This window comes from Kitasatospora sp. NPDC038210, assembly GCF_055600605.1.
Genome location: NZ_JBVJYK010000007.1, coordinates 83,994 through 103,891, shown reverse-complemented (window position 1 = coordinate 103,891; position 19,898 = coordinate 83,994). Strand labels below are relative to the sequence as shown.

20 protein-coding genes are annotated in these 19,898 nt (G+C 73.5%); 14 read left to right on the top strand and 6 right to left on the bottom strand.

Annotated elements, in window-relative coordinates:
* Window positions 1-5 precede the first annotated feature (5 nt).
* The 8 genes from ACZ7KX_RS16685 to ACZ7KX_RS16650 all read left to right on the top strand — a co-directional run bounded on the left by ACZ7KX_RS16685 (window position 6) and on the right by ACZ7KX_RS16650 (window position 9,282).
* Complete coding sequence (locus ACZ7KX_RS16685; RefSeq protein ID WP_470327261.1) at window positions 6-341, top strand: acyl-CoA thioesterase; 336 nt, start codon at window positions 6-8, stop codon at window positions 339-341.
* The gene (locus ACZ7KX_RS16680) at window positions 338-2,716 is read left to right on the top strand and encodes an oxidoreductase (protein ID WP_470327048.1); all 2,379 of its coding nucleotides are present in this window, start codon (window positions 338-340) and stop codon (window positions 2,714-2,716) included. Before ACZ7KX_RS16685 ends, ACZ7KX_RS16680 begins: the two co-directional genes overlap by 4 nt.
* 9 nt (window positions 2,717-2,725) lie before the next feature.
* Window positions 2,726-3,700 carry a carbon-nitrogen hydrolase family protein gene (locus tag ACZ7KX_RS16675; RefSeq protein ID WP_350524739.1) on the top strand — a complete coding sequence of 325 codons (975 nt, stop codon included), beginning with the start codon at window positions 2,726-2,728 and terminating at the stop codon, window positions 3,698-3,700.
* The gene (locus tag ACZ7KX_RS16670) at window positions 3,697-4,896 is read left to right on the top strand and encodes a cupin domain-containing protein (RefSeq protein ID WP_470327047.1); all 1,200 of its coding nucleotides are present in this window, start codon (window positions 3,697-3,699) and stop codon (window positions 4,894-4,896) included. The genes ACZ7KX_RS16675 and ACZ7KX_RS16670 overlap by 4 nt, the downstream gene beginning before the upstream one ends.
* A 17-nt stretch (window positions 4,897-4,913) precedes the next feature.
* Window positions 4,914-5,807 carry a fumarylacetoacetate hydrolase family protein gene (locus ACZ7KX_RS16665; protein ID WP_470327046.1) on the top strand — a complete coding sequence of 298 codons (894 nt, stop codon included), beginning with the start codon at window positions 4,914-4,916 and terminating at the stop codon, window positions 5,805-5,807.
* A 77-nt stretch (window positions 5,808-5,884) separates the two neighbouring features.
* Window positions 5,885-6,643 (top strand): maleate cis-trans isomerase family protein, encoded by a 759-nt coding sequence (locus ACZ7KX_RS16660; protein ID WP_470327045.1) that lies wholly within the window; start codon window positions 5,885-5,887, stop codon window positions 6,641-6,643.
* Window positions 6,644-6,736: 93 nt separating this feature from the next.
* Window positions 6,737-7,666 (top strand): PaaX family transcriptional regulator, encoded by a 930-nt coding sequence (locus ACZ7KX_RS16655; RefSeq protein ID WP_470327044.1) that lies wholly within the window; start codon window positions 6,737-6,739, stop codon window positions 7,664-7,666.
* Window positions 7,663-9,282 (top strand): amidohydrolase, encoded by a 1,620-nt coding sequence (locus ACZ7KX_RS16650; RefSeq protein ID WP_470327043.1) that lies wholly within the window; start codon window positions 7,663-7,665, stop codon window positions 9,280-9,282. Before ACZ7KX_RS16655 ends, ACZ7KX_RS16650 begins: the two co-directional genes overlap by 4 nt.
* Before the next feature lie 7 nt (window positions 9,283-9,289).
* Here ACZ7KX_RS16650 and ACZ7KX_RS16645 read toward each other — a convergent pair whose 3' ends face one another.
* A complete protein-coding gene (locus ACZ7KX_RS16645; protein WP_470327042.1) occupies window positions 9,290-9,808 on the bottom strand; it encodes a universal stress protein in 519 nt (172 codons plus the stop codon).
* A gap of 105 nt (window positions 9,809-9,913) precedes the next feature.
* Window positions 9,914-10,531, bottom strand: a complete 618-nt coding sequence (locus ACZ7KX_RS16640) for a hypothetical protein (RefSeq protein ID WP_470327041.1) — start codon at window positions 10,529-10,531, stop codon at window positions 9,914-9,916.
* Window positions 10,532-10,623: 92 nt separating this feature from the next.
* Between ACZ7KX_RS16640 and ACZ7KX_RS16635 the strand changes: the two genes are divergently transcribed.
* The 3 genes from ACZ7KX_RS16635 (at window position 10,624) to ACZ7KX_RS16625 (ending at window position 12,557) form a co-directional block, all read left to right on the top strand.
* Window positions 10,624-11,265, top strand: a complete 642-nt coding sequence (locus tag ACZ7KX_RS16635; protein WP_470327040.1) for an alpha-ketoglutarate-dependent dioxygenase AlkB — start codon at window positions 10,624-10,626, stop codon at window positions 11,263-11,265.
* Window positions 11,266-11,407: 142 nt separating this feature from the next.
* Window positions 11,408-12,217, top strand: coding sequence for a VOC family protein (locus ACZ7KX_RS16630; RefSeq protein ID WP_470327039.1), 810 nt, complete (start codon window positions 11,408-11,410; stop codon window positions 12,215-12,217).
* Between the two features lies 1 nt (window position 12,218).
* The gene (locus ACZ7KX_RS16625) at window positions 12,219-12,557 is read left to right on the top strand and encodes a hypothetical protein (protein WP_470327038.1); all 339 of its coding nucleotides are present in this window, start codon (window positions 12,219-12,221) and stop codon (window positions 12,555-12,557) included.
* 60 nt (window positions 12,558-12,617) lie between these two features.
* Here ACZ7KX_RS16625 and ACZ7KX_RS16620 read toward each other — a convergent pair whose 3' ends face one another.
* From ACZ7KX_RS16620 to ACZ7KX_RS16610, 3 genes are all read right to left on the bottom strand, one after another.
* Entirely contained in the window at window positions 12,618-13,478 is an 861-nt protein-coding gene (locus ACZ7KX_RS16620) for a carbohydrate ABC transporter permease (protein ID WP_470327037.1), read from the bottom strand.
* Window positions 13,475-14,455 (bottom strand): carbohydrate ABC transporter permease, encoded by a 981-nt coding sequence (locus tag ACZ7KX_RS16615; protein ID WP_470327036.1) that lies wholly within the window; start codon window positions 14,453-14,455, stop codon window positions 13,475-13,477. The genes ACZ7KX_RS16620 and ACZ7KX_RS16615 overlap by 4 nt, the downstream gene beginning before the upstream one ends.
* Before the next feature lie 135 nt (window positions 14,456-14,590).
* Window positions 14,591-15,901, bottom strand: a complete 1,311-nt coding sequence (locus ACZ7KX_RS16610) for an extracellular solute-binding protein (RefSeq protein ID WP_470327035.1) — start codon at window positions 15,899-15,901, stop codon at window positions 14,591-14,593.
* Window positions 15,902-16,275: 374 nt separating this feature from the next.
* On the opposite strand from ACZ7KX_RS16610, the gene ACZ7KX_RS16605 reads away from it, so the two are divergent.
* Window positions 16,276-17,082: an IclR family transcriptional regulator gene (locus ACZ7KX_RS16605; protein ID WP_470327034.1), complete on the top strand. Its 807-nt coding sequence runs from the start codon at window positions 16,276-16,278 to the stop codon at window positions 17,080-17,082.
* Between the two features lie 114 nt (window positions 17,083-17,196).
* On the opposite strand, the gene ACZ7KX_RS16600 is transcribed toward ACZ7KX_RS16605, so the two are convergent.
* The gene (locus ACZ7KX_RS16600; protein WP_470327033.1) at window positions 17,197-17,736 is read right to left on the bottom strand and encodes an Lrp/AsnC family transcriptional regulator; all 540 of its coding nucleotides are present in this window, start codon (window positions 17,734-17,736) and stop codon (window positions 17,197-17,199) included.
* Window positions 17,737-17,781: 45 nt separating this feature from the next.
* Between ACZ7KX_RS16600 and ACZ7KX_RS16595 the strand changes: the two genes are divergently transcribed.
* Together ACZ7KX_RS16595 and ACZ7KX_RS16590 are read left to right on the top strand one after the other, a co-directional pair.
* Complete coding sequence (locus ACZ7KX_RS16595; protein ID WP_470327032.1) at window positions 17,782-18,690, top strand: NAD-dependent epimerase/dehydratase family protein; 909 nt, start codon at window positions 17,782-17,784, stop codon at window positions 18,688-18,690.
* Window positions 18,687-19,577 carry an aldo/keto reductase gene (locus ACZ7KX_RS16590; protein ID WP_470327031.1) on the top strand — a complete coding sequence of 297 codons (891 nt, stop codon included), beginning with the start codon at window positions 18,687-18,689 and terminating at the stop codon, window positions 19,575-19,577. The genes ACZ7KX_RS16595 and ACZ7KX_RS16590 overlap by 4 nt, the downstream gene beginning before the upstream one ends.
* The last annotated feature ends 321 nt before the right edge of the window (window positions 19,578-19,898 follow it).

Here is a 19,898-nt window from a genome sequence, read left to right as displayed (position 1 = left end):
CCGCCGTGCAGCGCTGGGCCGAGGCGGCGGAGGCCGCGCTGCTGCGCCGCCTCGGCCTGGCGGAACTGTTCGGACGGATCCCCCGGGTGCACTTCGAGGCCGACTACCGCGAGCGGCTCTGGTTCGGGGACGTGGTGCGCACCGAACTGCGGGTCGTCCGGGTCGGCGGCTCCTCGCTGCACTACGCCTTCGAGGTGCACGGCCCGCAGGGCCTGGCCGCGAGCGGGCGGATGTCGGTGGTGCACGCCGCACCGCACACCCGGGGCGCCGAGCCGTGGCCCGCGCCGGTGCGCCGGGCGCTGACCGAGGCCGGTCCGCAGCAGCCGGAGGTGGTCGCATGAGCGGCACCCCGCACCCGGCGCCCGCCGGCGCCCGCCGCATCGCGGTGATCGGCGCCGGGCCCGGCGGGCTGTACTTCGCCGCCCTGGCCAAGCAGCTGGCGCCCGACCGGGAGATCACCGTCTTCGAACGGGACGGCCGGGAGGACGAGTTCGGCTTCGGCGTGGTCTTCTCCGACGAGACCCTGGACGGCATCGCCCGGGCCGACCCGCGGGTGTTCGCCGCGATCAGCGCCGAGTTCGCCCGCTGGAGCGACATCGACATCCGCTACGCCGGCGAGGTCCGCACCAGCGGCGGGCACGGCTTCGCCGCCCTGGACCGCAACCGGCTGCGCGCCGTCCTGCAGCAGCGCTGCGCCGAGCTGGCGGTGGACGTCCGCTACCGCACGCCGGCACCGCCCGTCGAAGAACTCGCGGCCGAGTACGACCTGGTGGTGGCGGCCGACGGCATCCACTCCGGCACCCGGGCGGCGTACCCGCAGGCCTTCCGCCCCGAACTCGACGAACGGCACTGCCGCTACATCTGGCTCGCCACCGACAAGGTGTTCGAGGCCTTCACCTTCATCGTCGAGCGCCACGACTTCGGCGTGCTGCAGGTGCACGCCTACCCGTACAGCGCCACCCGCTCCACCTTCATCGTCGAGATCGCCGAGGACGCCTGGCGCCGCGCCGGTTTCGAGGCCCTCGCCGCACGGGAGTTCGCGCGCGGCGAGAGCGACGAGCGGAGCGTGCGGCGCTGCGCGGAGCTGCTCGCCGACCACCTCGACGGCCACCGGCTGATCCCCAACGCCTCCCGCTGGATCCGCTTCACCACCGTGCGGAACGCGAGCTGGCGCCACCGCAACGTGGTGCTGCTCGGCGACGCCGCGCACTCCGCGCACTTCTCGATCGGCTCGGGCACCAAGCTGGCCCTGGAGGACGCCCTCGCCCTGGCCGCCGCACTCAGCGAACAGCCCACCCCGGACGAGGCGTCGGCCGCCTACGAGGCCGAGCGGCGCCCGGTGGTGGAATCCACCCAGCGCGCCGCACAGGCCAGCCTGGAGTGGTTCGAGACCGTCGAGCGGCGCACCGGGCAGGACGTCGACCGGTTCGCCTTCAACCTGCTCACCCGCAGCCGCCGGGTCACCTACGGCAACCTCCGGGCCCGCGACCCCGCCTTCGTGGACGCGGTGGACACCGCCTTCGGCGGCTCGCCCGGGGTGCCGCCGATGTTCCGGCCGCTGAAGCTCGGCGCGCTGGAGCTGCACAACCGCGTCGTGGTCCCGCCGCTCGCGACCTTCACCTCCCCGGACGCGCTGCCCAGTGCCTTCGACCGGGCCCAGCTGACCGGGCACGCGCTCGGCGGCGCGGGGCTGGTCCTCGCCGGGATGGCCGCGGTGGCCCCCGAGGGCCGGGCCACCGACCGCTGCCCGGGCCTGTGGAGCGACCGCCAGGAGGCCGCCTGGCGCGAACTCGTCGAGGCCGTGCGGGCGGTGAGCGACACCCCGCTCGGCATCCAGCTGACCCACGCCGGCCGGCGGGGCGCCACCGCCGTGCCCGGGCCGGACGGCATCGGGCGCCCGCTCGCCGGGGGCTGGCCGCTGCTGTCCGCCTCGCCGATCCCCTGGGACGCCGACAGCCAGGTGCCGCACGAGGCCAACGAGGTCCACCTGGCCGCCGTCACGGCGGACTTCGCCGCGGCCGCCGAACGCGCGGCACGTGCCGGTTTCGACGTGCTGGAGCTGCAGTTCGGCCACGGGCACCTGGTCTCCTCCTTCCTGTCCCCGCTCACCAACCACCGCACCGACCACTACGGCGGCCCGCTCGCCGGGCGGCTCCGGCTTCCGCTGGAGGTGCTCGACGCGGTGCGCGCCGCCTGGCCGGCCGGCCGGCCGCTGCTGGTCCGGATCTCGGCGAGCGACTGGGCGCCCGGCGGCACCACCGAGGCCGAGGCCGCGGCGATCTGCCGCGCGCTGGCCGAGGCCGGGGCGGACGCGTTGGACGTCTCCACCGGCGAGGTCGTGGCGCACCAGCGCCCGCCGTACGGGCGCGGCTACCAGACGCCGTTCGCCGAGCTGGTCCGCTCCGCCACCGGCCTGCCGACCATCGCGGTCGGTGCGATCTCCGGGCCCGACGACGCCGACTCCGTCCTGCTGGCCGGGCGGGCCGACCTGGTCGCGGTCGGCCGGGCCCAGCTGCACGACCCGCTCTGGACGCTGCACGCCGCCGCGGACCAGGGCTACACCGGGCCGGGCGCCCGCTGGCCCGAGCCCTGGCGGGCGGGCAGCCGCAAGCCGCCCGGCCCGGGCGCCGACCGGGTCGCTCCGCGGCTGCACCTGCTGCGCGAGCCGCCCGCCCCCGTCCACCGCCGTTGGCGGCCGACCCCGCCCGAGGAGTGAGGAGGACCCGTGCTCCGTCTGCCCCGCTTCACCGCCGCCGCCGTCCAGGCCGCCCCCGTCTACCTGGACCCGGCCGCCACCGTCGACAAGGCCGTCGCACTGATCCAGGAGGCGGCCGGTCGCGGCGCCGAACTGGTGGTGTTCCCCGAGGTCTTCGTGGCCGGCTACCCGTACTGGAACTGGACGATGACCCCGGTGCAGGGCTCGCCCTGGTACGAGCGCCTGTACCGCGCCGCCGTGGACGTCCCCGGCCCGTACGTCGACACCCTGCGCGCCGCCGCCCGACAGGCCGGCGTGGTGCTGGTGATCGGCGTCAACGAGCGCGGCCGGCACAGCCTCGGCGTGCTGTACAACACCCTGCTGATCATCGACTCGGACGGCGAACTGCTCAGCGTCCACCGCAAGTTGGTGCCTACCTGGGCCGAGAAGCTGACCTGGACCCAGGGCGACGGCAGCACCCTGAAGGTGCACCGCACCGCCGTCGGCCCGCTCGGCGCGCTCGCCTGCGGCGAGAACACCAACACCCTGGCCCGCTTCACCCTGCTGGCCCAGGGCGAACTCGTCCACGCCGCCAGCTACATCGCCCTGCCGGTCGGCCCCGAGGACTACGACATGGCGGAGGCGATCGCGGTGCGCGCCGCGGCGCACTGCTTCGAGGGCAAGCTGTTCACCGTGGTCTCCTGCTCCACCATCTCGCCCGAGATCGTGGACCTGATCGCCGGAGAGGACCAGCAGGTCCGCAAGCAGCTCGCCCGCCCGCGCAGCGCGCTGTCCGGGATCTTCGGCCCCGACGGGCGCGCCGTCACCGAACCCCTGGTCGACGAGGAGGGCATCGTCCACGCCGAGATCGACCTCGGCCGCTGCATCCAGCCCAAGCAGATGCACGACATCGTCGGCCACTACAACCGCTTCGACGTCTTCCGGCTGCACGTGAACGACCGACCGCTGCGGCCCCTGGTGTTCCCCGAGGAGGAGGAGTCATGACCGGTCAGGACGATCGTGCCCGCGGCAACGGCCGCGAGGACGGCGACGACCTCGGCACCACCCTTGGCAATGACCTCGACAATGACCTCAGCGACGACCGGATCGGCCGGGCCCGCGTCACGGACAGCCCGGAACTCCTAGCCTACTACGAGGAGTTGGCCAAGCACGAGGCCGGTGCGCTGTGGACGGTGGCGAACGAGATCGAGCCCTGGTACCCACAGCCGAAGTCCGTCCCGGCGCTCTGGCGCTACGCGGACCTGCGCCCGCTGGTCCACAAGGCGCTCCCGTTGGTCAAGGCCGACGACGCCGGCCGCCGGGTGGTGATGCTGGTGAACCCCGGCCGCCGCGAACTGAGCGCCGCCGTCGGCCTGTTGTACACCGGCCTGCAGATCATGGGCCCCGGCGAGGCGATGACCGCGCACCGCCACCAGGCCTCCGCACTGCGCTTCGTCCACGAGGGCACCGGCGCCTGGACGATCGTGGACGGCCAGAAGCTCAAGGTCGGCCCGCGCGACTTCGCGATCACCCCCAACAACACCTGGCACGAGCACGGCAACGAGTCCGACGACGCCCCGGTGATCTGGCAGGACGGCCTGGACATCCCGCTGGTCAACACCCTCGACGCCAACTTCTACGAGGTCCACCCTGAGCTGTACCAGCGCCCCGGCCCGGTGGTGAACTCCTCGCTGCTCAGCCACGGCGGCAACCTGCTGCCGTACGGCGTCGAGAAGTGGACCCGGCCGTACTCGCCGCTGCTCGGCTGGCCCTGGGAGCCCAGCTACCACGCACTGTGCCAACTCGCCCGCGCCGCCGAGGGATCGCCGTACGACGGCGTCATCATGGAGTACACCAACCCCGCCACCGGCGGCTCGGTGATGCCGACCATGGCCGCCCACCTGCAGCTGCTGCGCCCGGGCCAGGCCACCCGCGCCCACCGCCACACCGGCTCGGTCGTCTACACGGCCGCCAAGGGGCGCGGCGTCTCGCTGATCGCCGGGCAGCGCTTCGCGTGGCAGCAGGGGGACGTCTTCGTCGTCCCGTCCTGGGCCTGGCACGAACACGCGAACCTCGACCAGGGCGAGGACGCCTGCCTGTTCTCCTTCAACGACTTCCCGGTGATGCACTCGCTCGGCCTGTACCGCGAGGAGGCCTACCCGGAGCACGACGGGCACCAGCCCACCACCACCCCCGCCTGACCAGGAGACCCGCCACCATGCACCTGTTGACCTACCTCGCGGACGGCGACGACACCCCGCGCCTCGGCGCGCTGCTCGCCGGGGAGCGGGTCGCCGACCTCACCGCCCTCGCCGGCGCCGCCGGGGAACGACTGCCGGACAGCCTCCTCGGGCTGATCCGCGCCGGAGAGCCGGCGCTCGCCACCGCACGCCGACTGGTCGCCGGGTCGCCGGACACCCGGCCGCTCGCCGGGGTGTCGCTGCGGGCACCGCTGCGCCCCGGAAAGATCGTCGGGGTCGGCCTCAACTACGTGGAGCACGTGGCCGAGTCCCACCGCACCCTGGACACCGACCGCGAACTGCCCGACCGCCCGGTGCTGTTCGGCAAGCCGTCGACCGCCGTCACCGGGCCCGGCCAGCCGATCCGGCACAACGCGAACCTCACCAAGCAGCTCGACTGGGAGTGCGAACTCGCCGTGGTGATCGGCGCACCCGCCTTCCAGGTCGACGAACGGGACGCCCTGCGGCACGTGTTCGGCTACAGCATCGTCAACGACGTCAGCGCCCGCGACCAACGCCGCTCCGGCCAGTGGTTCTTCTCCAAGGGCCAGGACAGCTACGCGCCCTTCGGCCCGGTCGTGGTGACCGCCGACGAGATCCCCGACCCGCAGCGGCTCGACCTCTCGCTGAGGGTCAACGGCGAGCTGCGGCAGGACTCCAACACCCGCCACATGCTGTTCGGCATCGCCCGGCTGATCGCCGACATCTCCTCCGGCGTCACCCTGGAACCGGGCGACGTGATCGCCACCGGCTCCCCGTCGGGCGTCGGCGCCGGTATGGTCCCGCCGCAGTTCCTGCAGCCCGGCGACCTGGTCGAGGCGACCATCGAGCGGATCGGCACGCTCGCCAACCCCGTGATCGACGCCCGCTGAGCCCACCCGCTGCGCAGCCCGGTCCACCGAGCCCGCGCCCCCGCACGGTTCCGTCGCCCGAAAGGACCCTTCCCGCGATGTCGACGTACCGGATCGGCCAGATCGTCCCGAGCTCCAACGTCACCATGGAGACCGAGGTCCCCGCCCTGCTGCGGGCTCGCGAGGCGGTCGCCCCCGAACGGTTCACCTTCCACTCCAGCCGGATGCGGATGACCAGGGTCACCCCCGAGCAACTGCGCGCCATGGACGGCGAGTCCGACCGCTGCGCCGCCGAGCTCTCGGACGCCCGGGTGGACGTGATCGGCTACGCCTGCCTCGTCGCCGTGATGGCCACCGGCCCCGGCTACCACCGCGAGGCCGAACGGCGACTGCACCGGCGCACCGTGGAGAACGGCGCGCCGGCCCCCGTGGTCACCAGCGCAGGGGCCCTGGTCGCCGGGCTGCGGACGCTCGGCGCGGCGAAGGTCGCGATGGTCACCCCGTACCTGCGGCCGCTGGCCCGGACGGTGGTCGACTACCTCGCCGAGGAGGACATCGAGGTGCTCGACCACGCCGCCCTGGAGATCGCCGACAACCTCGACGTGGCCGCCCACGACCCGGCCCGGCTGCCCGCGATCGCCCGCGGCCTCGCACACTCCGGGGCGGACGCCGTGGTGCTCTCCGCATGCGTGCAGATGCCCTCGCTGTCCGCCGTCGAGGAGGCCGAGCAGCAGCTGGGCAAACCGGTGGTGTCGGCCGCGATCTGCACCGCCCACCAACTGCTCCGCGCCCTCGGCCTGCCCGCCTTCGCCCCGGGGGCCGGGCAGCTGCTCTCCGGCGCCTACGCGGAGGTCTGAACCGGCGGGGACCGACGCTATGATCACCACCGGTCACCGGGTCGCCACCCGGTGGCCCGGTCACCGCCGATCGCCGGGGAGGAGCGCCCACGCATGTCGGAGACCACGCCCCGGCCGAGTTCCCTGATCCACACCGTCTACGGCGAGTTCGTCCGCCGCCTGGGCGGCTGGATATCCATCGCCGACCTGATCGCGCTGATGGCCGAGCTGGACGTCGACGGCCCGGCGGTCCGCTCGGCGATGTCCCGGCTGAAGAAGGCCGGCACCCTCCACCAGGAACGCCGCGCGGGCACCGGCTACCGGCTCGCCCCCGCGATGGAGCCGGTGTTCGAGGAGGGCGACCGCCGGATCTTCCGCAGCCTGGAGCCCGCCGAGCTCGCCGACGGGTGGGTGGTGGCGGTCTTCTCGGTGCCCGAGTCCGAGCGCGCCCACCGCCACCAACTGCGCTCCCGGCTGAGCTGGCTCGGCTTCGGCAACGCCGCCCCCGGCGTCTGGCTGGCCCCCGCCCGGCTGCTGCCGGACGCCCGCCGCCTGCTGGAGCGCCTCGGGCTGGGCGCCTACGTCCACCTCTTCCTGTCCGCCGAGTACGCCGGCTTCGCCGATCTCCGGACGGCGGTGGCGGGTTGGTGGGACCTCCCGGCGATCGAGGCGCAGTACGCGGCCTTCACCGACGCCTGGCGCCCGGTGGCCGAGGACCTGCGCGAGCCGGACCCGCCGCGGGCAGCGGGAGCAGACGGCCCGCCAGCGACACCGGAGACAGACGGCCCACCGCGGGCACCGGAACCGGGCGACCAGCCCCGGATCGACCCGGCCGAGGCGTTCCGCGCCTACGTCCCGATGCTCACCCAGTGGCGCCGCCTGCCCTACCTCGACCCCGGGCTGCCCGCCCAACTGCTGCCCGCCGACTGGAACGCCGTCCCGGCCCGGGCGGTCTTCGCCGAGTTGCACGGACTGCTCGCCGAGCCCAGCCTGCGGTACGTCGAGAAGGTCACCGGTCTGTCCCACCCCCAGGAGCCGTCATGACCCCCCAGCCCCCCGCCGACCTGCTGATCCGGGCCGCCGCCGTGCACACCCTCGTCCCCGGCGAGCCGCCGCGGCGCGCGATCGCCGTGACCGACGGACGGATCACCGCGCTCTCCCCCGCCCCCGACGGCCTGGACGCCCTGATCGGGCCGGCCACCGAGGTCGTGGACGCCCCGGGCTCGACCGTGCTGCCCGCCTTCGACGACACCCACACCCATCTGATCCTGGCCGCCCAGAGCGTCCACGGGGTGCCCGTGCACCGGGCCCGTGACCTGGCCGGATTCCTCGACCTGATCCGCGAGCGCGCCGCCCGCACCCCCGCCGGGCAGTGGATCCACACCACGGTGAACTGGCAGGAGGTGCTGCTGGCCGAGCAACGGATGCCCACCACCGGCGAGTTGGACGGCGCCACCGCCGAGCACCCGGTGCTGGTGCGCCGCGGCGCGTACAACATGGTGCTCAACTCGGCGGCGCTGCGGCTGGCCGGGATCACCGAGGTCACCGAGGCCCCGCCCGGCGGCGTGATCGAGCGCGACGAGCAGGGCCGGCTCACCGGTCGGCTGATCAACCGGGCGATCGAGCTGGTCGAGCCGGTGCTGCCGAGCCCCACCCTCGCCGAGCGGATCGACGGCCTGCGCGCGGCCTCCGCGGACTACGCCGCCACCGGGATCGGCACCGTCCGCGACTGCCTCGTCCCGGTCGAGGACCTCGACGTGCTGGACGCGGCCCGGGCCGAGGGCGCCCTCGCCGTCCGGATGCGGGCGCTGGTCTCCGGCTTCGCCGCCCGGACGCCCGAGCAGGTCGACACGCTGCTGGAGCGGATGGACGCCTGGCGCGCGGACGGCCGTGACGACGACCGACTCCGGCTCTGGGGCGTCAAGTTCGGCATCGACGGCGGCTTCGAGGCGGGCGCGATGGAGGAGCCGTACCAGGGCCAGCCCTGCTACCACGGCCGGCTGCTCTGGGAACCGGACGAGCTGCTCGCGGCGGTGGACCGGGTGGTCGAGCGCGGTTGGCGGGCCGGCGTGCACGCCTGGGGCGACCGCGGTCTGCGCGTGCTGCTGGACGTCTTCGAGCGGGTGCTCAAGCGCCACCCCGGCCTGCCGCCCGGCACGCTGGTGGTCGAGCACGGCGGCCTGGCCCGCCCCGACCAGCGGGCCAGGGCGATCGCGCTCGGCATTCCGGTGACCGTCCAGCACCCGCTGCTGCACGACGGCGCGCTCACCCAGCAGCGGGCCTGGGGCGAGGAGCGCACGGCCGCGCTCTTCCCGCTGCGCGAGTGGCTGGACGAGGGCGCGCTGCTCACCGGCGGCTCGGACTTCCCGGTCGGCCCGTACGGCGCCATGGTCTCGGTGTGGGGCATGACGACCCGGGGCACCACGGCCGGGATCGTCGGCCCGGAGCACGCGATCGACCGGTCGGAGGCGGTCGTGCTGCACACCGTGAACGCCGCCCGGCTGACCGGCGAGAGCGCCGTGCGCGGCAGCCTGCGACCGGGGGCGTTCGCCGACCTCACGGTGTGGCCGCTCGACCCGCTGGACTGCCCGGTGGAGGCGCTGCGCGACCTGCGGCCGACCCGTACGGTGGTCAACGGCCTTTCGGTTCACATGTCCTGACTACCCGTCAGGCGGCGACCAGCTCCCGCAGGTCGATGCCGCGGTGCAGCGCGCGCAGGTCCTCGTGCAGCGTGGACGGCGGGACGACGAGCACGCCGCAGCGCGCCTGCTCCAGGCAGTGGCGGGCGACCGAGCGCCCCGTCATGCGGCGCAGCCGGGCCCGCAGGCCGTCCTGCCCGCCGGTGCTGATCACCAGGAGGTCGCCCGGGCGGTCGGCCAGCTCGGTCAGCACCGCACCGGCCTCGCCGCGCACGACCAGCGGGCGCACCGGCACGCCGATCGGGAGCCCGCCGAAGGCCTGTTCCAGCACGGCGCCCATCCGGGCGTCGGCGAGGTCCTGCCAGGCGCGCAGCAGCGGCGGGCACGGCCGCGCGCGGTAGTTGCGCTCGCCGCCGACCGGCGTCCAGGCGAGCACCGGGACCAGCACGGCCTGCCGGATCCGGGCCTCCTCCGCCGCTCGGTGCAGGGCGGTCAGGCTGTGCAGCGAGCCGTTGACTCCGACGATGACGCGGGCGCCGTCCGACATGATCCTTCACTTTCCGATGTCAAGCCTCAACAGTGTCTGCGATTATGCTGCCATGCTTTCGGGCTTGCCTGCAAATCGAAGGCATTAACTGAATGTCGCCTTGCATCATTCGGAAGGCTCGGCAAACTCTGCGGGCCCGCCCTCCTCCCGCCGGACCTCCTGGAGCAGCCCCCAGGTGAAGTCCGCCGTCCACGCCCCCACCCGCCCGGCGGCGTCCGGAGCCTCGAAGTCCAGGCGAAACCTGGTCGGCGCACTCCCCTCCCGCGGTACGGCCGTCAGGAACGCGGCTCCGACGTCCCCCACCACACAGCCCCACGGCACCAGATCGGCCACCGTGCGCAGCTCGGGCGCCGGGACGCCGGGCGCCCGCACCAGCCACTCGTTCAGCACCGGTGAGCCGATCTCCGCCGGCCCGAGCAGGACCTCGAAGCGCAGCTCCGGCCAGAGCGGCAGCATCCACTGCCGCGCGGTGCACGCGAGGTCCCCGATCCGGCGCGGCACGCTCGCCTCCGCCGGCCCGAGCACGGCGGCGTGGCGGGCTGCGCCGCGCGGGAACCGGGGCGCCCGGACCATCGCCTGCCACCGCTTGTTCGCCTCCCGCATCGAGGCCCGGTCGGCGCCCAGCCGCCGCACCGCGTCCTCGACCGAGCCCGGCCGGAAGTCCGCCATCCGGCGCAGCAGGACCAGCTGGAACTCGGTCACCCCGAAGCCGTTGATCGCCATACCCGCAGGCTACGACCCGGAGCGACGGCCCGAGCCGATCGCCGGAACCATCTGTTCGAGCATTTGTTCGAATGAAGGCGTACGCTGACCCCATGCACGGCACCGTCCCCCTCCAGCCCTCGCTGTTCGACGACGCGGACCGCGAGGGCGTCCGCCTCGGCCCGCTCGACGGCCTGCGGCGGCAGGTGCTCGGCGACGGCGCCTGGCTGGACGTGCTGCCGGGCTGGCTGCACGGCGCGGACGAGCTGTTCGAACGGCTGGCCGCAACCGTGCCCTGGCGGGCCGAGCGCCGCGAGATGTACGAGCGGATGGTGGACGTCCCCCGCCTGCTGGCCTCGTACCCGGCGGACGCCGAGCCGCCGCACCCGGTGCTCGGACAGGCCCGGGCAGCACTGAGCCGGCACTACGCCGACGAACTGGGCGAGCCGTTCCGCACCCTCGGGCTCTGCTACTACCGGGACGGCCGGGACAGCGTGGCCTGGCACGGCGACCGGATCGGGCGCGGCGCCCGCGAGGACACCATGGTGGCGATCCTGTCCGTCGGCGAACCGCGCGTCCTGGCACTGCGGCCCCGGTACGGCGGCTCGACGGTCGTCCGGCGCCCGCTCGGCCACGGCGACCTGGTGGTGATGGGCGGCTCCTGCCAGCGCACCTGGGAGCACGCGATCCCCAAGACCGCCCGCCCGGTGGGCCCGCGGATCAGCATCCAGTTCCGGCCGCACGGCGTCTCCTGAGCCCCCGGTCGGCCCGGCCACCGTCCGTCCACCTGAGCCCCCGGCCCGTCCGCCCCGACGCGGGCGCCGTCCGCCTCCGGTTGCCGCGCACCTGCCCGGCGCGGACGCTGACCAGTGGGACCGGTGGCACCAGGAGGGCGGCATGCCGAAGGCGGGCAAGTACCGCGAGGGCGTCCCGTGCTGGGTCGTCCTGACGACGCCGGACGCCGCGAGCGCGCAGCGCTTCTACGGCGCGCTGTTCGACTGGGAGTTCGTCCCGACCGGCCCCGCCGAGTCGGTCGCCACCCGGTACGGTGCCCAGGTCGCGGCCGTCGGACAGGCCCCTGACCGGGCCCGGAGCGCCGCCTGGACCACCCACCTCGCCTGCGCCGACCTGCACCGCACCACCGCGCTCGTCCGCGCCGCCGACGGCCGGATCGTCCGTGAGCCGTACGAGGTGCCCGACCAGGGCCGGGCCGCACTGGCCATGGACCCGCTCGGTGCGGTCTTCGGCCTCTGGCAGGCGGGCGCCATCGAGGGCGCCGCCCTGGTGGACGAGCCCGGCACCCTCGCCTGGAACGAGCACCTCTCCCCCGACCCCGACACCGCACGCGCCTTCTACCGCCGCGTCTTCGGCTACACCTACGACCGGCCGAAGGCGGGCCACACCCTCGCCCGGGCCGCCGGCCACCCGGCCTGCAGCATCGGCCCGTCCGCCGCCGGCGCGGACCCGGCCGACCCGGCTGACCCGGCTGACCTGACCGACCCGACCGCCACCGGGGCACGCTGGCTGGCCCAGTTCGGCACCGCCGACACCGACCGCGCGGCCGACCGGCTGCGCGACCTCGGCGGAGCCGTCCTCACCGGACCCGAGCCGACGCCGTACGGCCGCGCCGCGCTGGTCCGGGACGACGCCGACGCGGTGTTCGTCCTGGTCTCCGTGCCTTCCCACGAGTCCGCGGAGGCGGCCTGAGATGACCGGTGACCAGCTCGACCCCGAGCACCGCTTCGCCGCCCTGGTCCGGGAGACGGCCGGCCTCCCCGGTGTCACCACGCCGGGTCCGGGCCGCCGCTTCGGCTCCGACGCCCTCAAGGCGGACGGTCACATCTTCGCGATGCTGTCCTCCGGCCGCCTGGTCCTCAAGCTGCCGCGGCCCCGGGTGGAGGAGTTGGTCGCGGCGGGCGAGGGCACGAACTTCGACGCGGGCAAGGGCCGCCCGATGCGCGAGTGGCTCGCCCTCGACCCGGCTTCCCCGCTGTCCTGGTCCCGACTCGCCCGCGAGGCGTACGCGTTCGTCCACCGGGAGGGCTGAGCCCGCCGCCCGTCACCCCCGCCGGTCAGGTCACCACGCCCGCCCGTCCCTCACCGCGCATCAGTCCTTCACCGCCCCCGCCAGCCCCGACACCAGCCTCCGCTGCACCGCGACGAAGAAGACCAGCACCGGCACGGTCATCAGCGTGGACGCCGCCATGATGCCGCCCCAGTCGTTCTCGTCCGGCTTGAAGAAGACCAGCAGCGCCGACGGCAGCGTCTGGTTCCGCGTGGCGCTGATGATGAACGTCTTGGCGAAGACGAAGTCGTTCCACGCCGTGATGAAGGAGAACACGCTGGTCGCGGCGAGGCCCGGGGCCACCAGCGGCAGCAGGATCCGCCACAGGATGCGGGCGCGGCCGGCGCCGTCGATCTGCGCGGCCTCCTCGATCGAGACCGGAACGGCGGCGACGAACCCGCGCATCATCCAGATCCCGAACGGCAGGGAGAACGCCAACTGCACCAGGACCAGCGAGGCCAGGGTGTTCAGCCCGATGCCGGGGACGAACCGCCCGGCGTCCCGGAACATGAAGAACAGCGGGATGGTCAGCGCCTCGACCGGGATCATCTGGGCGATCAGGAACATCACCATGACGGTGGTGCGGAACCTGAACCTGAAGCGGGTCACGGCCACCGCAGCCAGGAACACCACGACCGCCGAGAGCACCACCACCGACAGCGCCACCACCAGGCTGTTCGCGAAGTACCGGCCGAAGCCGTCCACGCCGAGCACCTGGCGGAAGCTCTGCAGCGTGGGGTGGGCGGTCCACGGCCTCGGGTCCAGCGACTGCACCTCGCCCTTGGGCTTGAAGGCCGAGAGCACCATCCAGAAGATCGGGAAGGCGGTGACGACGGCCAGCAGGACGGCGGCCGCGTCAGCGCCGAGCCGCCACCGGCTGCGGGCGTTGCGAAGGGAGTTCACAGTTCGTTCCCCGTCCGTCGCAGGCTGCGGATGTAGAGGACCGTCGGGACCACCAGGATCAGCAGCATGATCACGCCGATCGCCGCGCCCAGCCCGTACTGCGAGGAGGCGAACGCCTTCTGGTAGGCGTACACGTTGAGCACCAGGTTCTGGCCGGCGATGCCGCCGCCCTCCGTCATGACGTAGATCTGGGTGAAGACCTTGAAGTCCCAGATCACCGACTGGATCACCACGATCGTCAGGATCGGCCGCAGCATCGGCGCGGTGACCCGGCGGAAGGTGGTCCAGGTGTTGGCGCCGTCCAGCGCGGCCGCCTCCAGCACCTCCTCCGGGATGGCGCGGATGCCCGCGTAGAGGGTGACCATCACGAACGGGAAGGAGTGCCACACCACCACGGCCCCGACGACCAGGAACGCCGTCCACTTGTCGTAGAACCAGTTGAACTCGTGGAAGCCCGAGAGCCCGATCCGTTCCAGGGTGTGGTTGACCAGGCCCAGGTTGGTGTCGAACAGGAAGCTCCACACCGTCGAGCCGGTCATCGCCGGCGCCGCCCAGGCGGCCATCGCCGCGGTGGTCAGCACCAGCCGCGGCCACCGGCCGACCCTGGTGAGCAGCACCGCGAGGGCGGCGCCGACGGCCAGGGTGGCGAGCACGCAGAACGCGGCGAAGCCGACCGTCTGCAGCAGCACCGACCAGAACTGGTCGTCCGCCAGGATCTGCGTGTAGTTGCCGAGGCCGACGAAGGAGGTCGGTGCGCCGCCGGACGCCTGGGGCTGCCCGAAGTCCAGGACGGACAGCAGCCCGAGCTGGTAGACCGGGTAGCCGACCAGCGGGATCAGGATGACCGCGGCCGGCAGGAGCAGCAGCAACGGGGGCCTGCGGCGCCGGCCACCCGGGGGTGCCGCCGACGCTCTGCTCCCACGCCGCCGCTGCGGGGAGGGCGGAACCGGCGGCGCGGTCGTGGTGGATGCGGACACGTGCGGACCTGCTCTCTGTGACGAACCGGTAGGGGGACCGTCAAGGCGCGGCTGTCAGGGCGGTGGCCGTCAGTACGCGGCTGCCACGGCTCGGCTGCCGATGCGCGGCCGCCGGCGCGGCCGTCAGCGCGGCTGTCAGTGCCCGGCGAAGGCCGAGTCGATCTGCGCCGCTGCGTCGGCGGAGGCCCTGGCCACGTCCGCCTTGCCGGTGACGACCTGCTGGAGCAGCGTCGGGATCACCGACTGGGCGTCGATCTGCGCCCACGCCCGGTCCAGCGGCACGAACCTGGTGCCGGCCGCGATGGTGTCGGTGAACGGCTTCAGGAACGCGTCCTTGGCCGCGACCCTGCCGCTGACGGACGTCAGCGTCGGCAGGTTGCCCATCGCGTCGTACATCTGCTCCTGGTAGGCCGGACTCGCCAGCAGTTCGGCGAACTCGACGGCGAGCGTGCGGTGCCTGGCCGCCTTCATGACGCCCAGGTTGTTGCCGCCGGCGAAGGCGGGGGCGATGGATCCGGCCTTCTCGCCGGGCAGCGGCACCACGCCGTACTTCCCCTTGGCCGCGCCCGCGTCCACCTTGCCGCGGTTGGAGTTGAGCAGGATCGCCATCGCCGACTTCCCGGCCGCGAACAGGTCGACGGTCTTGCCGCCGGTCAGGTCCGCGCACTGCTGCGCGGGGCAGCCGTCGGCGCCGAACAGGTCGGTGTAGCGCTTGATCCCGGCCTGCGAGGCGGGCGAGCCGATGGCCGCCTTGAAGGCGGTGCCGTCCTTGGCGGCGATGTCGCCGCCCGCGTCCCAGACGAAGGGCAACGCGCCGAAGGTGTACTTGCCGCCGACCGCGATGCCGAAGGTGTCCGGGTGCGCGGCGTGGATCTTCCGGGCGGCGGCGACCAGTTCGGCGTAGGAGGTCGGCGGGGTGAGCCCGGCCTCGGTGAACAGGTCGGTGCGGTAGTACAGCGCCCGGACACCGACCCACCACGGCAGGCCGTAGGCCCTGCCGTCCACCACGGCGGTCCTGGCGATGGCCGGGTCGAGGTCGCCCCGGTCCTTCCACCGGTCCAGCTCGGCGCCGATCTCGGCGAGACCGCCGGCGGCGACGTAACCGGGCAGGTCGGTGTTGCCGAACTCGACCAGGTCGGGGGCGCTGCCGGGGTCGTTGAAGGCGCCCTTCATCTTGGCGGCGCGGGCCGAGGCGTCGGTGTCGATGTAGCTCACGTTCACGGTGACGCCCTGGTGGGAGGACTGGAACTCGCCGACCGCCTTGGCGATCACGGCCTCCTTGGCCGCGTTGCCCGCCTCGTTGTACAGCCAGACCTGCAGCGTGCCCGTCCGGTCGTCGCCCGCCCGGTCGCCCGCCGACGAGGCGGTGCCCGGCGCGCAGGCGGTGGCGGCCAGGCAACCGGCGGCGAGCACGGCGGCCACTGCGGTCCGTCCGGTGAGTCGCATGGTGGAGACCTCCCCTCCCGACAGCTGCCGCCGGGACGTGCGCCGCCGCGGACCGCTGACCGCGGGGCGGGCACGTCGAAGCAGGCCCTGACCGGGGCCGATGGTGGGTGAAGTGGTGGGGGTGGGGCAGGGCGCAGCGCTCGGGTGGGGCGACGTCGCCTGCTCGATGGCAGGGACGTTAGGCGCGGGCGATCGGCGCCAACAAGAGGGGGTCGGCGAAAGTTTTGCACTGCACAACGTTGTGTCGAGGATGCGGCGTTCCGACCGCGAACGGGTACGTTCTGACCACCACCACGGCCGACGGCACCGCCGACGCATGGCGGAGGAGCGACGGCAGAACCCACCAGGGAACACACCAGCAGGGACACGACCCCATGACGGAGACGGCACCCAGGAAGCCCGCGACCGAACGCAACCAGTCCTCCTCGCTGCGCCGCGCGCTCGCCGTCCTCGGCCACGTCCGCGACCACGGCGACGGGCGCGGCGTGCCGCTGGCCCAACTCGCCGAAGCCCTCGGCCTCAACAAGAGCACCGTGCTGCGACTGGCCGGTCCGCTGCTGGACGAGCACCTGCTCGACCGCGACCGCGAGACCGGCTGGTTCCGGCTCGGCCACGGCTCCCTGCGGCTCGGCCAGGCCTACCTGACCACCCTCGACCTGCGCAGCGTCGCCGCCGAACACCTGCGCCGGCTCCAGCGCGAGGCCGGCGAGACCGTCCACCTGACGGTCTGGCAGGCCCCCGGGATCGTCTACCTGGACAAGGTCGAGGACGAGACCAACGTCCGGATGGCCTCCCGGGTCGGCAGCCGGGCCCCGGCCTACTGCACCGCCACCGGAAAGGCGATCCTCGCCTGGCTGCCGGAGGAGGCCGTCACCGAGGTGGTCACGGCCGGCCTGCGCCCAGTGACCGCCTGGACCATCTCGGACGAGAGCCGGCTGCGCGCCGACCTCGCCCGGATCCGCGCCCGCGGCTACTCCATCGACGACCGGGAGAACGAGCCCGAGGTGCGGTGCGTCGCCGCGCCGATCTTCGACCACACCGGGGAGGTGACGGCGGCGCTCTCCGTCTCCGGGCTCACCTCCCGGATGACGGCCGCCCGGGTGCGGGCGCTCGGGCCGGTCGTGGCGCAGGTCGGCCTGCGGATCTCGCGCGAGCTGGGCTCCGACCGGCAGCCATCGTGAACGCGTCCTCGCGCGCGTTCCCGCGTGTGTTCCGGAGCGCGTTCCCGCGTACGTCCCCGCTCGCGTTCACACGTACGCCCTCGCTCGCGTTGACGCGGGCCCTCCGGCGCTCCGTCAGTCCGAAGGCAGCAGCGCCCGCTGGTCCACCGGCGACGAGAGGATCACCGAAGTGGTCGTCCGGCCGAGCACCGCGATCGCCTCGATCAGCTCCTCCAGGTGGGCGGTGTCCCGGGCGGCGACCTTGAACACCCAGCAGTCCTCGCCGATCACGTGGTGCACCTCCAGCACCTCCGGCCGGCTCAGCAGATCCTGACTGCGCAGGTACTTCACCGTCATCCGGGCGTGCGGCGAGACCCGGACGAAGGCGCGGATGCCGTAGCCCAGCCGCTCCGGCGCGACCAGGGCCGCGTAGCCGGTGATCGTGCCGCTCGCCTCCAGCCGGCGCACCCGCTCGCCGACCGCGGCCGGGCTGAGGTTGACCCGCCGGCCCAGCTCGCTGAGCGTGATCCGCCCGTCGGACTGGAGCAGCTCCAGCAGCCCCAGGTCGACCGCGTCCAGACCCCCGCCGACGCCGCTCCGGGAGCCCACCGACGAATCGTCGGCCGAACCCCCGGACTGCCGTCGGTCTTTCGGTCGCAGCGCCTGAACTCCCATGATCACCCCTTCATCGAACCGCGCCGCACCATAACACTTGTGGGCATGGAAAACGTGCTCGTCATCGGGGGAAACCGCTACTTCGGACGGCAGTTGGTCACCCGGCTGCGCGACTCCGGAGTCCGGGTCAGCGTGCTCAACCGGGGCTCGACACCGCCGCCTCCCGGTGTCACCCGGCTCGTCGCCGACCGTACGGACGAGGCGGCGCTGACCAGCGCACTCGCCGGGCAGGACTTCGACACGGTGATCGACCAGGTCTGCTACACCCCGCAACAGGCCGAACTCGCCGTCCGCGCCTTCGCCGGACGGACCGGCCGCTACCTGATGACCTCCACGATCGAGGTCTACGACACCGGCGAGCCCCGCCCGGCGGACCGCCCGCTCGCCGAGTCCGCCGTCAACCCTGACGAATGGCCGGTCCGACTCGAACTCCCCTGGAAGGAAGCCGAGTTCGTCGAGTCCTCGTACAGCGAGGGCAAGCGCCAGGCGGAGGCCGTGTTCACCCGCGGCGCGCCGTTCCCGTTCGTCACCGTCCGGCTCGGACACGTCCTCGGCACCGCCGACTTCACCGGACGGCTGGCCCACTACACCGAACGGATCGAGACCGGCCTGCCCGTACTGGTGCACCCGGAGAACCTCCCCTCCTCCTACACCCACGAGGACGAGGCCGCCGCCTTCCTGGCCTGGGCAGCGGGCGAACGGTTCACCGGCCCCGTCAACCTCGCCTCGGACGGCGAACTGACCGCCACCGACCTCTGCGACCTACTCGCCGCCGGCCGCCCGTACCGCACCGCCGCACCCGAACCCGGGCAGCAGGCCTCGCCGTTCTCCTTCGACCGCTACTACGGCATGGACAACTCCCGGGCCCGCCGGCTCGGCCACCCCCTCTCACACACCCGCGACTGGCTGCCCGGCCTGATCGCCGCCACCCGTGGACAGGAGCTCCCCGCATGACCACCACCACGACGACCCGCCTCCTCGGCACCGTCCGGACCAGCGCCATCGGCCTCGGCGCGATGCCGCTCTCCGTCGAGAACCGCCCCGACGAGGCCCGCGCCATCGCCACCGTCCACGCCGCGCTGGACGCCGGCGTCACCCTCATCGACACCGCCGACTCGTACCACTGGCACGCCGACGAGTACGGCCACAACGAGGAACTGATCGCCCGGGCCCTCGCCGCCTACGGCCCGGACGCCGACCGGGTCATGGTCGCCACCAAGGGCGGCCGCGGTCGCCCCGGCGACGGCACCTGGACCGTCAACGGCGACCCGGCCCACCTCAAGCGCGCCTGCGAGGGCTCACTGCGCCGCCTCGGCGTCGAGGCGATCGACCTCTACCAGCAGCACCACCCCGACCGGAACGTCCCGTACGCCGACTCGCTCGGCGCCCTCCGGGAGCTCTACGAGGAGGGCAAGATCCGCGCGGCCGGCATCTCCAACGTCGACGTGGCGCAGGTCCGGCTCGCCCGGGAGATCCTCGGTGACGCCCTGGTCTCCGTCCAGAACGAGTACTCCCCCGCCGTCCGCAAGCACCAGCCCGTGCTGGACCTGTGCACCGAACTGGGCCTGGCCTTCCTCCCGTGGAGCCCCCTCGGCGGCATCGGCCGCTCCGCCGAACTCGGCGGGGCCGGCCAGGAATTCGCGGCCGTCGCCGCCGACCGCGGAGCCAGCCCGCAGCGCGTCGCCCTCGCCTGGCTGCTGGCCACCTCCCCGGTCACCATCCCGATCCCCGGCGCCAGCCGCCCCGAGACGATCCGCGACTCGGCCGCTGCAGGGGAGTTGGTCCTCGGCAGCGAGGAACTGGCCCGCCTGGAAAACGCGAATGGGGCCCGGCACCTCTGAAAGGCACCGGACCCCATCCGAACAAGAGCGCCAGGCCCGGGTCGCACGGACTCTTCCTACTGAAAGTAGGACGTGCTCTGGTAGCACCACTGACGCCTGACGAGGAATCATCTCCCTCGCGACAGGAGAAACATTAGCACCCCGACGAGCGAATACGGAACCCCGGGAAACAAGCACCCAACAAACCCCACCCCCGGGAAACACGAATGGGGCCCGGCACCCCTGAAAGGCACCGGACCCCATCCGAACAAGAGCGCCAGGCCCGGGTCGCACGGACTCTTCCTACTGAAAGTAGGACGTGCTCTGGTAGCACCACTGGCG

Bases quoted from the DNA above. Each gene is read 5' to 3' on its own strand.
- ACZ7KX_RS16655 (WP_470327044.1), top strand. From the start codon at position 6,737: ATGTCGGAGACCACGCCCCGGCCGAGTTCCCTGATCCACACCGTCTAC.
- ACZ7KX_RS16600 (WP_470327033.1), bottom strand. From the start codon at position 17,736: ATGGGAGTTCAGGCGCTGCGACCGAAAGACCGACGGCAGTCCGGGGGT.
- ACZ7KX_RS16625 (WP_470327038.1), top strand. From the start codon at position 12,219: ATGACCGGTGACCAGCTCGACCCCGAGCACCGCTTCGCCGCCCTGGTC.
- ACZ7KX_RS16665 (WP_470327046.1), top strand. From the start codon at position 4,914: ATGCACCTGTTGACCTACCTCGCGGACGGCGACGACACCCCGCGCCTC.
- ACZ7KX_RS16640 (WP_470327041.1), bottom strand. From the start codon at position 10,531: ATGGCGATCAACGGCTTCGGGGTGACCGAGTTCCAGCTGGTCCTGCTG.
- ACZ7KX_RS16680 (WP_470327048.1), top strand. From the start codon at position 338: ATGAGCGGCACCCCGCACCCGGCGCCCGCCGGCGCCCGCCGCATCGCG.
- ACZ7KX_RS16630 (WP_470327039.1), top strand. From the start codon at position 11,408: ATGCCGAAGGCGGGCAAGTACCGCGAGGGCGTCCCGTGCTGGGTCGTC.
- ACZ7KX_RS16590 (WP_470327031.1), top strand. From the start codon at position 18,687: ATGACCACCACCACGACGACCCGCCTCCTCGGCACCGTCCGGACCAGC.
- ACZ7KX_RS16660 (WP_470327045.1), top strand. From the start codon at position 5,885: ATGTCGACGTACCGGATCGGCCAGATCGTCCCGAGCTCCAACGTCACC.
- ACZ7KX_RS16610 (WP_470327035.1), bottom strand. From the start codon at position 15,901: ATGCGACTCACCGGACGGACCGCAGTGGCCGCCGTGCTCGCCGCCGGT.
- ACZ7KX_RS16650 (WP_470327043.1), top strand. From the start codon at position 7,663: ATGACCCCCCAGCCCCCCGCCGACCTGCTGATCCGGGCCGCCGCCGTG.
- ACZ7KX_RS16595 (WP_470327032.1), top strand. From the start codon at position 17,782: ATGGAAAACGTGCTCGTCATCGGGGGAAACCGCTACTTCGGACGGCAG.
- ACZ7KX_RS16635 (WP_470327040.1), top strand. From the start codon at position 10,624: ATGCACGGCACCGTCCCCCTCCAGCCCTCGCTGTTCGACGACGCGGAC.
- ACZ7KX_RS16645 (WP_470327042.1), bottom strand. From the start codon at position 9,808: ATGTCGGACGGCGCCCGCGTCATCGTCGGAGTCAACGGCTCGCTGCAC.
- ACZ7KX_RS16670 (WP_470327047.1), top strand. From the start codon at position 3,697: ATGACCGGTCAGGACGATCGTGCCCGCGGCAACGGCCGCGAGGACGGC.
- ACZ7KX_RS16605 (WP_470327034.1), top strand. From the start codon at position 16,276: ATGACGGAGACGGCACCCAGGAAGCCCGCGACCGAACGCAACCAGTCC.